The organism is Hoyosella sp. YIM 151337 (assembly GCF_026041215.1).
GTDB lineage: Bacteria > Actinomycetota > Actinomycetes > Mycobacteriales > Mycobacteriaceae > Hoyosella.
Window position 1 is genome coordinate 193,075 of sequence record NZ_JAPEIQ010000013.1, and the last position, 17,300, is coordinate 210,374.

Consider the following 17,300-nt stretch of genomic DNA (forward strand, 5'->3'; position numbering starts at 1 on the left):
GAGATCCGCGATGAGACCACTACTCGACAAACGAGCACACGAGAAGACCATCGACCTGGATATCGCAGGCATGACCTGCGCGTCGTGTGCTGCGCGAATTGAGAAGAAGCTCAATAAGATCGACGGGGTCGCCGCCACGGTCAATTTCGCGACCGAAAAGGCACACATCACCTCGCACAGCCCCGCAGTAACCGCGGGGACTCTGATCGCGACGGTCGAAAAGACGGGGTACTCGGCACGGTTACCCGAGACGATGTCCGCCACGTCCGCCACGTCCGCTGCGGACATCGACGAGACTGACGACCGGGCCGTTCGCATACTCCGGCTGCGCCTTGTCGTCGCTGCGGTGCTCAGCATTCCGGTCATCGCGATGGCGATGATTCCCGCATTGCAGTTCACGTACTGGCAGTGGGTCTCGCTGGTGCTCGCAGCACCCGTTGTTGTGTGGTGCGGGTGGCCCTTCCATAGAGCAGCCGCCGTCAACGCGCGACATGCCACCGTCACCATGGACACGCTGATCTCCATCGGCACCCTCGCCGCGTTCGGCTGGTCGGTGTATGCGCTCTTCTTCGGGATGGCGGGCATGGTGGGCATGACCCACGAATTCACCCTTATCCCCGCTCGCGGTGACGGCACAGCCAACATCTACCTCGAAGCTGCCGCGGGGATCACCGCATTCATTCTCGCGGGCAAATACATGGAAGCACGTTCGAAGCGGCGTGCAGGCGCAGCTCTGCGGGCGCTCGCCGACCTGGGCGCGAAAGACGTCGCCGTGCTCCGAGACGGGCGGGAAACACGCATCCCGGTGAGTGAACTCGCCGTGGGTGACTCTTTCATCGTGCGCCCCGGCGAGAAAATAGCCACCGACGGCACCGTCGAAGACGGTCACTCGGCGGTCGACGAATCGATGCTCACCGGTGAGTCCGTCCCTATTGAGGTGGAACCAGGTGCAAAAGTCACTGGAGGCACCCTCAACACGTCGGGGCGGATCGTGGTGCATGCCACGGAAGTTGGCGACAACACACGGCTCGCGCAGATCCGCACACTCGTTGAACGCGCACAGACGGGGAAGGCGCAGATTCAGCGTCTCGCTGACCGCATTTCGGCGACATTCGTCCCGTTCGTCATTCTGCTTGCGGCCGGCGCGTTCGCGTTCTGGCTCTTCCGTGGGGAGCCACTTCAGTTCGCTTTCACCGCCGCGGTAGCGGTACTGATCATCGCGTGCCCCTGTGCACTCGGGCTCGCGACACCTACAGCGCTGCTCGTTGGCACCGGGCGCGGCGCCCAGCTCGGCGTGCTGATCAAGGGCCCCGAGGTGCTGGAATCGACACGAACTGTCGACACCGTTGTCCTTGACAAGACCGGAACGATCACCACCGGGCAGATGACGTTGCTCGACGTCATTACCAGCGGCGGGACGACCCGCGATGAGGCACTGCGGTATGCCGGTGCCCTTGAGGACTACTCCGAGCACCCAATCGCCCGGGCGATCGCCGCTGCCGCGCACAACCGAGTGCCCGGCCTCCCCGCGGTCCACGGTTTCCGCAACCTCGCCGGCCTCGGAGTCGCCGGCACAATCAACGGGAGCACCGTACTCGTGGGCCGCCCCGCAATGCTGGAAGCCGAAGGAATGCCACTCAGCCCCGAACTGAAGCATGGCGCCGAGGCGGCTGAACGTTCGGGGCTCACCGCCATCGCAGTCGGCTGGGACGGACAAGCACGGGCAATTTTTACCGTCGGTGACACCGTTAAGCCTGAGTCCGCTGGCGCCATCGAAGACATGCGGCACCTCGGACTCCGCACGATCATGCTGACGGGCGATAACGTAACAACCGCCCGCGCGATCGGTCAGGAAGTCGGCATCGACGAGGTCATCGCCGGTGTGATGCCCGAGGACAAAGCCGCCACCATCGAGCGCCTGCAGCGCGAAGGCAGCACCGTGGCGATGATCGGTGACGGTGTCAATGACGCGGCCGCGCTCGCACAGTCCGATCTCGGAATCGCCATGGGGTCCGGAACCGACGTCGCGATCCACGCCAGCGATCTCACCCTGATCAGGCCGGACCTGCGGGCGGCAGTCGACGCGATCAGGCTCTCTCGCCGCACGCTGCGCACTATCAAGGGCAACCTCTTCTGGGCGTTCGCCTACAACGTCGCCGCCCTGCCGATCGCCGCGGCCGGTTTGCTCAACCCGATGCTCGCGGGCGCCGCAATGGCGCTATCGTCGCTATTCGTTGTCGGCAATAGCCTGCGACTCAAGCGGTTCACATCCGTTTCAGCGAAAGGGGGCCACCATGCCCGCACCAAGTAGCCCGGCCACGGGGGAAGCCTGCAGCACCGGCCACCACCATGGCTACATCACAAGTAAAGAGGCGTACCTGAAGCGGCTGCGCCGCATCGAAGGTCAGGCCCGTGGGTTGCAGCGCATGGTCGAGGACGAGAAGTACTGCATCGATATCCTCACGCAGGTGTCCGCGATGAAGAGTGCCCTGGAAGCCGTCGCGCTCGGACTGCTCAACGACCACATGGCGCACTGCGTCGCAGAGGCGGTCGCCAGTGGCGGCCCCGAAGCTGACGCAAAGCTCAAGGAGGTGTCCGACGCTGTCGCGCGCCTTGTCCGATCGTGATGGCGTGCAGGCATCACTTCCCGGGCACCGTAAACTCTCCCCCATGCCCGTGACTCATCTGGCCGACAAGGACCGGTACCAGGCGCTGATGGACGACGGTTACGAACGGGACGGCCTCGCTATCTACCGTCAATCGTTCGCGATCATCCGCACCGAAGCTGACCTCTCCCCTTTTCCAGCGTCAGAAGCGGATGCGGTCGTGCGCATGATTCATGCATGCGGACAGGTGGACCTCACCAGCGATATCTCATTCACTCCTGGCGTGGTCGACGCAGCCCGCAGCGCCATGCACGCCGGCGCCCCGATCCTCGCTGACACCGCAATGGTGGCATCCGGTGTCACTCGTAAACGGCTGCCCGCCGACAACCGCGTCATGTGCACGCTGCTAGACCCGTCCGTCGCATCCCGCGCCACGCTGCTCGGCACCACGCGCACCGCCGCAGCCGTCGAACTGTGGGAAGAACACATCGGCGGCGCGGTCGTCGCTATCGGCAACGCGCCCACCGCTCTCTTCTTTTTGCTGGAGAGAATCGACGCTGGCTGGCCCGCACCAGCTGCGGTGGTTGGCGGACCCGTCGGGTTCGTCGGCGCCGCCGAGTCGAAGGAAGCTCTCATCGCGTCTGGACTCCCCCACCTGGTGGTTCGGGGCCGGCGCGGCGGCAGCGCGATCACCGCCGCCGCTGTCAATGCGATCGCGAGCACCGAGCTGTGAGCGGAAAACTCTATGGAATCGGCCTGGGCCCCGGCGACCCTGAACTCGTCACGGTAAAGGCGGCACGCATCATCTCGCAGGCCGATGTCGTCGCCTACCACAGCGCCAAGCATGGGCGCAGCATCGCGCGCGGCGTCGCAGCCCCGTATCTGCGTGACGGCCAAATCGAAGAGAAGCTCGTCTATCCGCTGACGACGGAAACCACGGACCATCCGCGCGGTTATCAGGGTGCGATCGACGAGTTCTACGAGGAATCCGCCGCACGGCTTGCCGCACACCTCGACGCTGGCTGCACTGTCGCTTTACTGGCCGAGGGTGATCCGCTTTTTTACAGCTCCTACATGCACATGCATAAGCGGCTCGCGGGCACCTACGAAACAGAGATCATCCCGGGCGTCACGTCGGTTTCGGCAGCCGCTGCCGCCATCCAGACACCGCTGGTCGAACGCGACGAAGTACTGACCGTCCTTCCTGGCACGCTTGCCGCAGAAGAACTCTCCGACCGCTTGGCTGCCAGCGATGCTGTCGCGATCATGAAGCTGGGCCGCACGTTTCGGTCAGTGCGTGACGCACTCGAACGATCTGGGCGGCTCGAGGAAGCCGTCTACATCGAACGAGCAAGCTGGGACGCGCAGCGCGTGCTTCCGGCGAAAGACGTCGACCCAGACGAAGTACCCTACTTCTCAGTTGCGCTCCTCCCCTCCCCCCTGAACACCGCGTCGCCGCACGGCGCCGGAGGCGAGGTTGTCGTGGTGGGCCTCGGGCCAGGCGCACCCGAATGGACAACTCAGGAAGTGCGGCGTGAGGTACGGTCAGCCACCGACCTCGTTGGATACGGGCCGTACCTTGCGCGAATAGCACCCAACGCCTGGCAGCGCCATCATCCCTCAGACAATCGTGTGGAGGAAGAACGCGCCGCCTACGCGCTCGACCTCGCGCGCGGGGGCGCCCGCGTCGCCGTTGTGTCGTCCGGCGATCCGGGCGTGTTCGCCATGGCCACCGCGGTGCTCGAAGTTGCGGCACGGCCCGAGTACGCCGACATACCCGTCCGAGTGGTGCCAGGCCTCACCGCCGCGAACGCTGTGGCAGCGCGCGCGGGCGCCCCACTGGGCCACGACTATGCCGTGATCTCACTATCGGACCGGCTCAAACCGTGGGAGATCGTCGCCGCCCGGCTGCGGGCGGCCGCCGAGTCGGACTTCGCGATCGCGATCTACAACCCTGCGTCGAAGAGCCGCACGTGGCAGGTTGAAGCGATGAAGAAGCTCCTGCTTGAGCGCAAGTCTCCCGATACCCCCGTCGTTGTCGGACGGGCTGTGGGGTCGGATTCCGAGAGTGTCGCGCTGACCACCCTGGGCACGCTCGACCCGTCCGCGATCGACATGCGCTGCCTGCTGATCATCGGCTCGTCTCAGACAACACTCGCGGATCGGGACGGCAGTCCCGTCGTCTTCACACCACGACGCTATCCGGAGCCCGACTAGCCACTCACTGAGTGTCCTCCCACAGCGGCGTGAAGGTCGCACCATTGTCACCGGAGGACAGGATGCCCCGGTCGGTCGCAACGTAGATCTCACCATCGCCAGCGGCGAGGAGGGCGTGCGGCGCAGCACCCACGGTGCCCATCTCGCGCCACGAGTCGCCGCCGTCGGCACTGACGTAAACGACGCCATCGGCGTCGATACCCACCAGTTCGTCCGCAGCTGGCCAGTCGACGAAAACCAGGGCCGGTGCCCCGCCGAGAACCTCGAACATCTCGCCACGGTCAGTGCTGCGGGCTGGCCCGCGCTCCACTGTCGCAATGACTTCGTCGGGGTTCAGCGGGGATACGGCAATATCGTAGGCGGGAAATCGCGCGCCACCGATCCACTCGTGTTTGTCTTCGCTCACCATGATTTGCTGGTTGAGGCTGTCGTATCCGTACACAATTCCGTGTTTGTATTCGAGCGCGTGAAAGTCCGCTGCCCCTGATAAAGACAGCACATCCCAGCTGTCACCGCCGTCGCGGCTCTCGATGAGCCCGAGGTTGACGGGCTGATCCATATCGTCCGGGCTCGGATGGCCACTAGCGAGGAAGTGGTCATCCCCTGCCGCAGCCAGACCCATAAAATCCTGGGCGACGCTGCCCACGCGCTCGGCGCCCGAATCTGTCAGCGTGAAGAGACCGTAGTGGGTGCCCGCATACACGGTGCCAGTGGCTGGGTTGATTGCGAGCGCGTGGATATGCCCCATACCGGGGTCGAAAGTCGAGTCTCCAGGTGGTTCGGAGGTGCATCCGGCAGTCAGCGCCAGCACGCATAACCCGATTGCTGTCAATCCGGCTTGTTTCGTTCCCGGCATGAAGGTGCAGCTCCGATCAGTGGTGTCCGTTTTCCAAGGGCGCGGGTTCGAGGTTAACGCGCCGCAAAAACTGCGCGTTGATCGCCACCACGATCGTGGAGGCTGACATCAGCACGGCGGCCATCGCGGGCGGCAGCACGAATCCGGTGAACGCGAGGGCGCCTGCCGCGAGCGGAATCGCAACAATGTTGTACGCCGTCGCCCACACCAGGTTCTCCCACATCTTTCGGTACGAGCGCCGCGAGAGCGTGATCACTGAGAGCACGCCACGCGGGTCATCGGATGCGAGTACGACTCCGGCCGATTCGATGGCGACATCCGTACCCGCACCGATAGCGATCCCCACATCCGCGCGCGCCAGGGCGGGCGCGTCATTCACTCCATCGCCGACCATTGCAACGCGGTGCCCGCGCTGCTGCAACTCGCTCACCTTCGCTTCCTTGTTTTCCGGCAGCACGCCCGCGAATACTTCGTCAATTCCGAGATCGTGCGCCACCGCGTCCGCAACTTGCTGCGCATCACCGGTGACCATCGCGACTGCGACACCGTGCCGGTGCAGCTCGGCCACTGCGCGGCGAGATTCCGGCCGGACCGCGTCCTCAAGAGCGAACGCACCGAGCACCTTGTCCGCCTGAACGACGTGCAGGACTGACGCACCACGCTGCCGCCAACCGCGAGTCTGGGTCGCGAGGTCTTCGGGCTCACGCACTCCCACATCGCGCAGCAGTGCTGGCCCGCCAACGTAAGTCTGTGCGGCGCCAGCACTCCCAGGGCCAGTCACAAAAGCACTCACGCCACGTCCGGGGAGTGAGCGAAACTCCGATGCGCGATATTCCCGTGCACTCGCACCGGCTTTGCCCACGATTGCGCGTGCGACCGGGTGTTCGCTTTCTCGCTCCACCGAGGCGGCGAGCGCGAGCACCGTTTTCGAGTCGGTCCCAGCGGTAGACGCGACGGCAGTCACTTCATGCCGGCCAGCAGTGAGTGTTCCGGTCTTGTCGAACAGAACGACATCGACAGTGCGCATTCGTTCGAGCGAGAGTCGCTCTTTGACAAGAATTCCCGCACGTGCGGCGCGCTCCGTCGAGATCGCGATGACGAGCGGAATCGCCAGACCAAGCGCATGCGGGCAGGCGATGACAAGTACCGTGACCGTACGGACAACTGCGTCGTCGATATTGCCCGCAACCATCCACGCCGCGAAGGTCAGGACGCCAGCGGCGAGGGCAAAGTAGAAGAGAAACGCGGCTGCGCGGTCAGCAAGCGCCTGCGCCCTGGACGACGATGCTTGAGCTTGCGCGACGAGACGCTGAATCCCCGCGAGCGCGGTGTCCTCACCGATTGCCTTGACGTGCACATGGATTGAGCTGTCTGTGGCGACGGTGCCCGCGACCACAGTGTCACCGCGCTGCCGGCGCACAGGTTTTGATTCACCCGTAATCATCGACTCGTCCATGTCCGCACTGCCGGAAACGATCTCGCCATCGGCAGGGACCCTGGCGCCCGGACGGACCACCACGGTGTCCCCCGGGCGCAGCTGATCGAGCGGCACATTCTTCAGGTCGTCCCCGTCAACTCGCTCCGCGGTATCGGGCAACAATGCGGCGAGGGCATCGAGGGCACCGGATGCCGACCCAAGAGCACGCATTTCGAGCCAGTGCCCGAGCAGCATGATCACGATTAGCAGGGCAAGTTCCCACCAGAAGTCGAGGTCGAATCCACCGATTTCCAGCGTGGTGGCCCACGACGCGAGGAATGCTACGGAGATCGCCATCGCGATCAGCAGCATCATGCCTGGCTGGCGGCCCTTGACTTCGCGCACGCCACCGACCAGGAAGGGTGCACCTCCGTAAACGAAGATGACGGTGCCGAGAACCGGAGGGATCCATTCCGCCCAGGCAAAATGCGGGATTGTGTAACCCAGCAGATCGGCAACCATGTGGCTGAAGTAGACGACAGGGACAGAAAGGATGAGGCTCGCCCAGAATCGTTTCCGGAACTCCTCCCCGTGTGCCCCGTGCCCCTTATGTTTGTCGACTGCATGTCCGGCGTGCGCCGACGCGTGCCCGGCATGATCCCCAGTCGTCTCTATGTGCTGGTGTTTCATGGCGAAATCCCTCTGTAGACTGGCGCCTACTATACCCCCCTATGGTATTTACGCAAGGGATTTGATCCGCACTCGCGCGGCCATCGCGCTATGCCGAAAGCCACTCCGCGGTCCACCACACGTGGCCGCTCAGCACCGCTGGGGCAATCCACAGTCCAGCAGCCAATGCAGCGCTCGTGACGATCTGCTCGCGGCTTCCGCCCGCGCGACCCAAGACGGGGAACCGCAGGCGCACACGCGGCAGAGGCCAAAAGAAATTTGGCAGGCCACGCACTGTCATCGCATCCTGCAGACAGTGCAGCAGGCAGCCAACGGCGGCCGTCCACGGCATCCACCACCAATCGTCAGGCGCCAGCCAGACAGCAAGCGCGACGATACCAATGGCTTCGAGCGCGATGATCTCATCACCAATCAGTCGCGACCGGAACACCGAGAGCCCCAGCGTCAGCATCATCGTGTACGCGAGAAACCACATCATGACCAGCAGCGCCCAGTTAACCGGGAGCGTCACGCCACCAAACTCATGGGGCACAGAAGCGAGCGCCCCGGCAAGCACACCCATCGCGACCGCGAAAACCAGCGTGTGAGTCTTTCCCACACGATGGCCGCCGGACAGTGTGCCCACCACTCGCGCAAAGAACTTCGAGATCGGGCCCAGCGTGCGGGCCAGGCGCGCATCTGAATGGTCCCAGTCGGGCCAGACAGACCACCCCGCGATCGCGATCGTCGAGACGATGATCTCGCCACTGGTCATGGGATGGCCAGCCGCAGCGGCGATCGGTGGCGCGCACGCCAGCCACAGGACACTCGTTGTCGCCATATGGCCCCGGCCCATCATCGCGCTACACCCCTCTCACTGAAAAGTATTGCTGGAGAGAGAAATACCGGACGAGTCTGACACTTTCGGGGTCAGCGCGGCCGCACCACCGGCGAGTGTGCCGACAATCACTCACGAATGGGTCGCTGTTGCCAATCCGCGCGGGTGAGCCGCCAGATGCACTCGCGTCCTGTGTGTCCTGGCGCGAGCATTGGCGCGTCGAACGTCCCGCGCAACGTGTAGCCGAGCCGGAGCGGAATCCGCCCGCTCACATGGTTGGCGGGGTCGTGATGGATTTCGGTGTAAGCTACGCGCGGACTGGCGAAGGCGTAGTCGGTGATCGCACTTGCCGCAGTCCTCGCGATTCCGCGACGGACGTGCGCAACATGGGTCCAGTACCCAATCTCCGCACCGTCGGGCTCGAGGTGCCGGTGCACACCCACTGCGCCAACGAGCTCGCCGCGGTCGAAAATGCCGAAATGCTCTTCCCCGCCGGAACGAGCCTCCCCCTGCCAGACAGCAATCAGTTCACGCCGCTCGGCTGCTGTCAGGGGCTCCGCCGCGAACCACGGCATCCAGGGCCGCAGGTGATCGTGGCTGACGTGGATTGCGTCTGAAAGCGCGGCAGCGTCGTCAGGTTCCCACCAGCGGATGAGGAGGGAACCTGCCTGAATCACCACTGTCCGTAGCTGGCCTTCAGGATGCGGTTGCGATCGATGCCGATACCGTCGACGCGCAGCCGGTCGATCTCGAACTGGTGTATATGCGCGTCTGGATGCACGCGCCCGCCACTGCCCCAGTTGTGCATCCAGAAATAGGTGCCGAGCCCACGGGAGCGAAGCACGTCAATCGTGGGGTAGTTTGCGTACACGCCGGTACGGCCTTTGCCAATCACTGACTCCCAGCCCCGAATGTAGTCGACGACGAGGTTCATCTCCGCAGAGGTAGGATTGTCGTCGATCGCCGCGTAGATCGGCACATTGGACGGTCCGCCCGCCGCGGTGTGGAACGCGATGCCCTTGTTCGCGTGCGTGACCCCGCCCGCGAAACCAGCTCGCCAATCCGAGGTCGTGCCCTTGCCGAACTGATAACAGGACACGATCGCGAGCCCATGTGCTTTCATGTCAGCAACCTCTGCGGCCCGCATCGGCTTACCGTGCATCCACGACTCGCGCCGGTCCGACATGTATCGGATCACGCCGCGGTAACCCGCTGCTTTTACAGAGCGCGCAGAGGGAACACCGGCCGAGTAGTCAATGAGAATCTGTCCAACGTCGTTCGAGCTGGGCGGCGGGGCTGGCTGCGGTGACGGAGGCGGCGTTATGCCGCCAGAGTTCAGCAGGTCATCGAGAGAGCCCAGAAGCGCAGGCGTATTCAGCGCAAGGCCGCCGAGCGCGGCCCGCTGCAGAAAAGTTCGTCGGGTAGCCATTTCTGGTGTGTCCTCTCGGTCGTCTCAGTCTCGGGAGGCGAAACAATGCGTGGTCATGGTAACCACATTGTTATCTTGAGTACGGAAGTATCTCAAAATTCTCAGAAATCACACCTGCACCGCGTGTCACCTTGCACGACAACCAACTGAGCGCCCCAGTAGTTTTCTTCGCCCACAGTGACAATCAACGCTCGAGCGATCCACCCGACTCAAGCAGGAGGTCGAGGAGCTCACCGACGACCTCTAAAACGTCCGGAAGCCCAGTAAGGTCCCACCCCGGCAGAACACCAGGTGACGGCTGCGGCGACGCAGGAGAACCGGCCTTTGTCACCGGAATCCGGGCGGCGCGAGTTGCCTCGACCCTGATGCCCGCCTGCTGCTCGCGGGTGTATGGGGTGAGGTAACTCGCGATGTCAGTATCCGTGGTCACCGTGCCCGCCACCCTGGTGCCAGTTGCAGCGAAGGCTGCGGCTGCGCGGCGGACGTGGCTCGGCGAGGTGACCAGAACGACCTCCGAGATACCGAGTTGTTGCAGCAGCTCAGTGGTGAACTGCGCGTTCGATACCGTCGATGTTGATCTTTCCTCCGTAGTGATACGCGACGCCGGGACTCCCTGCGCCAGCAGCCATTCCTTCATCGCAGCAGCTTCGGTGATGCCCCGTTTCGGTACGCCACCTGAAACGAACAGCGGAAGATCTGGCGTTGCCTGCGCCTGCGCTAGGCCCGCCGCGACCCGATTAACCAGTTCGGGTGCCATGCTGCCGTCATCATTGAGCCCGTATCCGAGCATGACGATTGCCGTGGGGGCCGACGGCGCGGCAACTGGCTGGGTCGAGGGTACGATCTGCGCCGCCGCGTTCACGCCATCGATAACGTTGCGCGCCATCTGGGCTGCAGCGGAGTCGACCCGCTCCAGGGCGCTGAGGGCGCCGTCGCGCGTTGCGGCGTCGTCGAGCTGCTCCGACCAGATCGCCTGCAATGCCAGTGCGTCCACGTCATCCGGGGTGATCGCAAGCATCGCTCGGAGATCAGCGAGGCCGCCTGCGGCATCTCGGGCGGTGAACTTTGCTTGCGCTCGGTTGTAGAGGTTGGCCGCGTCAGCCGCCGATACGTCGGCAACCACCACTGGATTCGTGGCAGGCACGGCGAGCGCAGCGGGGGCGGTCAGCACAGTGAGCGCAGAATAGGCCACCGTGGAAAGTGCGATCGTGCCAATGGCGGCAACTCTAGAAACATGCGTCACATCAGTAACGTTATGTGATGCAGACAACAGCGCGAGTCCGGCAGAAGGACAGATCGATAACGGTTATTCCGCACCGCGCGTGAGCGCATCGATCCACTGCACCGCCGCACGCGGTGACGACACTGCAGCTGTCCCGGAAGGTAGCGCTGGACGACGCACCACCACGACAGGAATGCCGAGCTGGCGCGCGGCGACAAGCTTTGCGCAAGTCTGGTCGCCGCCGCTGTTCTTCGTGACTACGACACCGATGCGATGCCGCTCCATCAACGCACGCTCGCCACTCACGCTGAACGGCCCACGCTGGGTGATGACGTGCCACGAACTGGGCAGGCTGCACCCGGGTGGCTCAATAACCCGCGCAACCACCTCTGGCAATCCCTCGAACGCCCGCAGTTCTTGGCGGCCAATGGTGAGAAACACCGGCGTGCGGTAGCTGTCTGCGAGCATGTACGCGTCGTCCATCGTGTCCGCCCACCGCCACGTATCCCCAACCACCGGGTGCCACGGCGCTCGATGCACAACGAGCAGTGGGACCTGCGCTGCCCGGGCAGCCACCACCGCATTCGCTGTAATGCCCTGCGCATACGGGTGCGTCGCGTCGACGAGCGCGCTGATGCGCTGCTCGCGAAGCCAACTCGAGAGACCTCCAGCACCGCCGAAGCCGCCGATCCGCACCTCCCCTTCCGGCAGCGTTGGCGCGCTGATACGGCCGGCAAGCGAGGATACGACGTCGTGGTGGCGAGAAAGGACCCCGGCAAGGCGGCGACCCTCTCCCGTCCCGCCCAGCAGCAATATTCGCATCAGTGCGTCGCCCGGCTCCGCGCAGCAGAATAGAGGTAACTGTCCGGAAATCCCTCAGCAGCCAGCACCCGGCCGACGATGATCACAGCAGTCCGCCGGATGTCCCGCTCCATCACCGCGTCCGCAATCGTCCGGAGCGTGCCGCGCACGATCACCTCGTCCGGCCGACTTGCGAACGCCACCACCGCCACCGGACAGTCACTCCCGTAATGGGGAAGCAGCGCACCAACAACCTTATCCATATGCCCAACGGCAAGATGCAGCACCAGCGTAGTACCGGTGCGGGCGAGCGCATCGAGTTCCTCCCCGGGCGGCATCGCGGTCGCGTCGACTGCGATGCGCGTGAGCACCACCGTCTGACCAACACCCGGAACAGTAAGTTCGCGGCCGAGCGCTGCCGCAGCGGCGGCAAACGCTGGTACACCCGGGACGATCTCGTAACGCACGCCTGCGTGCTCCAAACGGCGTACTTGCTCCGCTACCGCACTGAAAAGCGATGGGTCCCCTGAGTGCAGCCGCGCGATATCCTTACCCGCACGATCGGCGGCCAGTATACGTTCGATGATTTCGTCGAGGCTCAGACGGGCTGTGTTGACCTTTTCCGCGCCCGGCGGACACTGTGCTAAAAGCTCCTGCGGAACAAGAGAACCCGCATACAGGCACACCTGACTGGCAGCGATGAGTCGCTGGCCCCGCAGCGTGATCAGGTCGGCCGCCCCGGGGCCAGCACCAATGAAGTACACAGTCACTGCTTCGTCCCTATCCACTGAGTTCCTGGCAACTGCGGACGCCACGTGGTGAAGTCACCTAACGGCGCGGCGCGATAAAACTGCATCTTGCGCAGCGAGCCGCCACGGTGCGAAAACCACCGCACGAGCAGTGCTTCAGATTCCGCTGTCACTGCGTTGACGACCATACGCCCGCCCGGCCGGAGGTGCCGCCAGCTCTCCTCGAGCAGCGCTGGCTGCGTCACCCCGCCACCCACCATCACCGCATCAGGCAGCATAAAGCGGTCCGCAAGCCCCCCGAAGCTGGCGGGCGCCGCACCGGTAACGTGGAGGTCCGGTACGCCGAGACGCTCAGCATTGGCAATGATTCGCCCAATCCGATCCTGCCGCGACTCGAATGCCACTGCGCGGCACGAAATATGAGTTCTCATCCATTCGATTGCGATGCTTCCCGAGCCCGCACCCACATCCCACAGCAGCTCGCCTGGGGCCGGGCCGAGTGCTGACAGCGTGAGCGCGCGCATTTCCTGCTTGGTGAGTTGCCCATTCGCACCGTAGACGTCGTCGGGCAAACCCGGCATGCGTGTCAGCCGTTGCGTTCCGCCGCCAGCCACTGCGACGGCTACGACGTTGAGGGCCGCACAGTCCACGTCCCAATCAGCGGCCTTTCCGGCACAAACACGTTCAGCTGGGCCTCCGAGTTCTTCGAGCACCGTGACTGTAGAAGCTCCGAATCCCCACTCGGTGAGGCGGGCAGCCACCGCTGCGGGTGTCGACCCATCCCGGCTCAGGATGAGCAGCCGGCGCCCCGGCGCCAGCTCCGGCAGAATCACCGCGACGTTCCGGCTGACCAGGCTGATCACCGGAATGTCAGCCAGCGGCCACCCCAGGCGCGCACACGCGAGTGAAGCGCTCGACGCCGCCGGTACGACATCCAGGTTCTCCGCACCGGCAAGACCGGCAAGCGTTACGCCGATGCCGTGAAACATCGGGTCTCCGCTCGCCAGCACGCACACCTTCGAATCTGCGTGCTGCGCGAGCAATCCGGGCAGAGCGGGAACCAGTGGCGAGGGCCACTCAACACGTACCTTCCTGTCTGTGGGTATCAGAGCGAGCTGCCGTCGCGAACCCATCAGCACATCGGCGGCGTTGATGTGGTCGCGCGCGTTTGCGGTAAGACCGCGCCATCCGTCCGCGCCGAGTCCTACCACACTGATCCGGTTAGTCATCGCGGCATTCTCCGCCAGATGGGCTGGGGCACGTACCGAAGCACAGCGAACAGCAGGCGGAGCGTGCCCGGTACCCAGATCCTGCCCCGCCGGAGTCTGAGTCCGCGCACGACCGCGTCCGCGACCTGGGCCGGAGTGCTCGCCAGCGGGGCAGGGTCCATGCCCGTTGTCATACGCCCGATCACAAATCCTGGCCGCACGAGCAGCAGATGCACGCCACTGCCGTGGAGCGCATCGGCAAGACCGCTGGCGAAACCATCGAGACCCGCTTTCGCTGATCCATAGACGTAATTCGCGCGGCGGACGCGCATACCCGCAACCGAGGAGAAGACGACCAGCTGGCCGCTGCGCTGTGCGCGCAGCGCCCGTGCAAGGTGCGTCAGCAGGCTGAGTTGTGCGACGTAATCGGTGTGCACGATCTGTACCGCATGCGCGGCATCCCGCTCTGCCAGCTGCTGATCGCCGAGGATGCCGAACGCCAGCACCGCGACGCCGATCTCACCTGCCGCGCGCGTGATGGCACCCAGCGCCTCCGCATGCCCTGACACGTCGTCGGCATCGAAGTCGATCGTGTCGACGCGCACTGCTCCCGCCGCTCGCAGCAGCGCAGCTTCACGCTCGAGGTGCGCAGCGCCGTCAGCGCCGTCCCTGACTCGCGCCGCGAGTACCACCTTCCGGCCGGGCGCAAGCCGCTTGGCGACCTCCAGTCCAATCTCACTGCGGCCCCCGAAGACCACCACCGCCCCCGGATCGATTCCGCTGTGCCTCTGCCTGGCATGCAAGATTCTCACCTGACTAGTGTGCTCGACTACCGTGGGCGCCATGGCACACACCCCCGCGGATCTCGCTCCCGAAGCAACTGAATTTCTGACGGAACGGCATCTCGGTTCCCTCACCACACTGCGAGCAAGCGGACTGCCGCACGTTGTCGCGGTGGGTTTCACGTGGGACGCAGGAAACGGCATAGCCAGAGTCATCACGAGCGACCACAGCCAGAAAGTCCGGAATGTGGAGCGGCATGGATACGCCACTGTGTTTCAGGTTGAACGCGCGCGCTGGCTCGCTCTCGAAGGTTCCGCTGTGGTCCGCAGGGAAGCAGCGGCAGTTCGCGAAGCAGAGCACCGGTACGCGCAACGCTACCGCCAGCCCAAGATCAATCCGCAGCGCGTGGTCATCGAGATTTCCGTGTCACGCATTCTGGGCTCTCGGGCGCTTTTTGTCGACGGCAGCACGGCTCGTTCAGCGGTTCACGCCGGCGACGCGCACCGCCGCGACGAGTGACGCGGGGTTAGCGAGGTCGATAGGCTGGCCGTTGACGAGAATCGCTGGCAATTCCCCATGCACTTCAGATTCCCACCGGTGTGTGCTCGCAGTGATGTGGTGAGAGTACTGCTGCTCACGTATGCACGCGTCCACCGCATGCGACGCACCGTGCGCCTGCGCAGCTGCGATCAGTGGTGAGTCGGCTGCGGCATCGTCCGACGGCGCAGTCCCGGCCTGTTCGTACAGCGCCGCGCGGAACGCCGGCCAGTTCGATTGATCGTCAGTGGCGACACACAGCGACGCGTTCGCCAGACGCAGCCCGTGACCCGCGCGTGCAGCACTCTGCGCTGCCGCGCTGGTGACCGCGACGTACTCGACAGTAGCTGCCCCCGATTCGGCCAGATCGCGCAGCGCGGGGGTGAACGTGCCGGCGTACTCGCGGCAGGCATCACACAGGAAGTCTTCGATGACGGTCACGACTACGACGCCACTCGGGGCGCCCTGCGGAACGAGACGGACACTGCCGTCTGCTATCGATGCCAGGGGTGCAGTGACCACGGGCGACGGCGTGACGTGCGTTGTGCCGAGCGACGCCCCGGGCTCCCCCACTGTCTCCTCACCGCGCGAGAAGATGATGACAACAGTGATCACGGCAAGAATGAGCGCTGCTATCGCGCCAAACCGCTTCAGCCTCGTGTGACTGTTCTGTTCGGATACGTTCTGCTCCCCGGCTGCTGGCACCGCGCGCTCCTCGTCGCAATCACCCCGCATAACCTACGACAACACCGTTAACTCGTGGGGCTGGTTGTTAAGCGACTCGGCACCATGGTCCGTGACGACGATGATGTCCTCGATACGCGCACCCCACTGCCCGGGCAGGTACACACCGGGTTCCACGCTGAACGCCATACCCGCCCGTAATGTCTGGTTGCTGCCCGACACGATATATGGCTCTTCGTGGACCGACAAGCCGATCCCGTGGCCCGTGCGGTGTACAAAGAACTCCGCCAGATCGTGGTCGCGCAGGTGGTCACGAGCTGCCGCATCGATCTCGCCAGCGGTGACACCTGGGCGTACTGCGCGCACTGCCGCACGCTGAGCCGCCTCCAGAATGCCGATGCGCTCCGCTGCGGTGCTGTCTGGTTCGCCAAGTGCGTACGTCCGTGTGCAATCCGAGTAGTAACCTGCGGCGACTGGGCCGCCAATATCTACCACAACGACGTCGCCAGCGGAGAGAAGCCGATCTGACACTTCATGGTGCGGGTCAGCTCCGTTGGGCCCGGACCCCACGATGACGAACGCCGCCTCGGTGTGCCCTTCCTCGATAATCGCAGCAGTGATGTCGGCGGCAGCCTGCGCTTCTGTGCGGCCCGCCTGCACAAATTCAGCCATTCGCGCGTGCACGCGGTCGATTGCCGCCCCTGCGGCGCGCAGCGCCGCGAGTTCGGCGTCGTCCTTGATCATGCGAAGCTCTCGGAGCACGGGGGTAGCCAGCTCGAGCGGGCGCTCGGAGGTGACGCGCGCGAGCGGTATCGCGTGCAGTGCAGGCATCGCATCTGCAATGGCGACGCGGCCTTCGCTCGCGAGCGCAGATCGAACCAAGAGGTAGGGATCGTCGCCATCCACCCAGGGCCGCAGTTCAATTCCGAGCGCATCGATCGGCGAACCGCGCAGTGCCGCGACCTCGAGGCGCGGCACCACCACTGCTGGATCGCCATCCGCTGGAATGACCAGGCACGTCAGTCGCTCAAAGGAGCTCATCCGGGAACCCGCAAGATACTGCAAGTCAGGACCCGGGCTGATGAGCAGACCCGCCAGTCCTGCCGCAGCCGCGTGAGATTGTGCTTTGCGGATGCGCTCGGCATAGGCGCCAGGCGGGAACGTGGTGGCGCCGGAAGTGTCGCTCATGGACGTCAGCGTAGTCTGTCGTAGACAGTGGCGCGCCTGCGGCCAAGTGCGCCAACTGCCAGGCCGGATGCGCCCGCGTCTCGCCCCGCGTGCCCG

At 64.6% G+C, this 17,300-nt stretch carries 17 protein-coding genes; 5 read left to right on the forward strand and 12 right to left on the reverse strand.

The annotated features are described in order from the left end of the window. Positions 1-10: 10 nt before the first annotated feature. The 4 genes from ONR57_RS07030 to ONR57_RS07045 are packed head-to-tail and all read left to right on the forward strand — an operon-like array spanning position 11 to position 4,823. On the forward strand, positions 11-2,311 hold the full coding sequence (locus ONR57_RS07030; protein ID WP_265122413.1) for a cation-translocating P-type ATPase: 2,301 nt from the start codon (positions 11-13) through the stop codon (positions 2,309-2,311). Beyond that, entirely contained in the window at positions 2,295-2,627 is a 333-nt protein-coding gene (locus ONR57_RS07035; protein ID WP_265122415.1) for a metal-sensitive transcriptional regulator, read from the forward strand. The genes ONR57_RS07030 and ONR57_RS07035 overlap by 17 nt, the downstream gene beginning before the upstream one ends. A gap of 43 nt (positions 2,628-2,670) precedes the next feature. Next, a complete protein-coding gene (locus ONR57_RS07040) occupies positions 2,671-3,339 on the forward strand; it encodes a precorrin-8X methylmutase (RefSeq protein ID WP_374116407.1) in 669 nt (222 codons plus the stop codon). Beyond that, positions 3,336-4,823 (forward strand): precorrin-2 C(20)-methyltransferase, encoded by a 1,488-nt coding sequence (locus ONR57_RS07045; RefSeq protein WP_265122417.1) that lies wholly within the window; start codon positions 3,336-3,338, stop codon positions 4,821-4,823. Before ONR57_RS07040 ends, ONR57_RS07045 begins: the two co-directional genes overlap by 4 nt. 4 nt (positions 4,824-4,827) lie before the next feature. Here ONR57_RS07045 and ONR57_RS07050 read toward each other — a convergent pair whose 3' ends face one another. The 10 genes from ONR57_RS07050 to ONR57_RS07095 all read right to left on the reverse strand — a co-directional run bounded on the left by ONR57_RS07050 (position 4,828) and on the right by ONR57_RS07095 (position 14,824). Further along, positions 4,828-5,679, reverse strand: a complete 852-nt coding sequence (locus tag ONR57_RS07050; RefSeq protein ID WP_265122419.1) for a F510_1955 family glycosylhydrolase — start codon at positions 5,677-5,679, stop codon at positions 4,828-4,830. A 16-nt stretch (positions 5,680-5,695) separates the two neighbouring features. Beyond that, positions 5,696-7,786 carry a heavy metal translocating P-type ATPase gene (locus tag ONR57_RS07055; RefSeq protein WP_265122420.1) on the reverse strand — a complete coding sequence of 697 codons (2,091 nt, stop codon included), beginning with the start codon at positions 7,784-7,786 and terminating at the stop codon, positions 5,696-5,698. Between the two features lie 88 nt (positions 7,787-7,874). Then, complete coding sequence (locus ONR57_RS07060) at positions 7,875-8,624, reverse strand: metal-dependent hydrolase (protein WP_265122422.1); 750 nt, start codon at positions 8,622-8,624, stop codon at positions 7,875-7,877. 107 nt (positions 8,625-8,731) lie between these two features. Then, entirely contained in the window at positions 8,732-9,280 is a 549-nt protein-coding gene (locus ONR57_RS07065; protein ID WP_265122424.1) for a GNAT family N-acetyltransferase, read from the reverse strand. Next, complete coding sequence (locus ONR57_RS07070; RefSeq protein WP_265122425.1) at positions 9,277-10,032, reverse strand: DUF1906 domain-containing protein; 756 nt, start codon at positions 10,030-10,032, stop codon at positions 9,277-9,279. The genes ONR57_RS07065 and ONR57_RS07070 overlap by 4 nt, the downstream gene beginning before the upstream one ends. 184 nt (positions 10,033-10,216) lie before the next feature. Continuing rightward, a complete protein-coding gene (locus ONR57_RS07075; protein WP_265122426.1) occupies positions 10,217-11,275 on the reverse strand; it encodes a YdcF family protein in 1,059 nt (352 codons plus the stop codon). Positions 11,276-11,338: 63 nt separating this feature from the next. Continuing rightward, positions 11,339-12,079, reverse strand: a complete 741-nt coding sequence (locus tag ONR57_RS07080; protein WP_374116416.1) for a cobalt-precorrin-6A reductase — start codon at positions 12,077-12,079, stop codon at positions 11,339-11,341. Beyond that, positions 12,076-12,825: a precorrin-4 C(11)-methyltransferase gene (gene cobM, locus ONR57_RS07085; RefSeq protein WP_265122429.1), complete on the reverse strand. Its 750-nt coding sequence runs from the start codon at positions 12,823-12,825 to the stop codon at positions 12,076-12,078. Before cobM ends, ONR57_RS07080 begins: the two co-directional genes overlap by 4 nt. After that, the gene (gene cbiE, locus ONR57_RS07090) at positions 12,822-14,033 is read right to left on the reverse strand and encodes a precorrin-6y C5,15-methyltransferase (decarboxylating) subunit CbiE (RefSeq protein WP_265122430.1); all 1,212 of its coding nucleotides are present in this window, start codon (positions 14,031-14,033) and stop codon (positions 12,822-12,824) included. Before cbiE ends, cobM begins: the two co-directional genes overlap by 4 nt. Beyond that, positions 14,030-14,824: an SDR family NAD(P)-dependent oxidoreductase gene (locus tag ONR57_RS07095; protein WP_374116408.1), complete on the reverse strand. Its 795-nt coding sequence runs from the start codon at positions 14,822-14,824 to the stop codon at positions 14,030-14,032. The genes cbiE and ONR57_RS07095 overlap by 4 nt, the downstream gene beginning before the upstream one ends. Positions 14,825-14,855: 31 nt before the next feature. Here ONR57_RS07095 and ONR57_RS07100 point away from each other — a divergent pair, with 31 nt between their 5' ends. After that, positions 14,856-15,314, forward strand: coding sequence for a TIGR03618 family F420-dependent PPOX class oxidoreductase (locus tag ONR57_RS07100; RefSeq protein ID WP_265122431.1), 459 nt, complete (start codon positions 14,856-14,858; stop codon positions 15,312-15,314). Here the strand turns inward: ONR57_RS07100 and ONR57_RS07105 are convergent. Together ONR57_RS07105 and ONR57_RS07110 are read right to left on the reverse strand one after the other, a co-directional pair. Then, complete coding sequence (locus ONR57_RS07105) at positions 15,273-16,037, reverse strand: DsbA family protein (protein WP_265122432.1); 765 nt, start codon at positions 16,035-16,037, stop codon at positions 15,273-15,275. The genes ONR57_RS07100 and ONR57_RS07105 overlap by 42 nt on opposite strands. A 33-nt stretch (positions 16,038-16,070) precedes the next feature. Beyond that, positions 16,071-17,204: a Xaa-Pro peptidase family protein gene (locus tag ONR57_RS07110; protein WP_265122433.1), complete on the reverse strand. Its 1,134-nt coding sequence runs from the start codon at positions 17,202-17,204 to the stop codon at positions 16,071-16,073. Between the last annotated feature and the right edge of the window lie 96 nt (positions 17,205-17,300).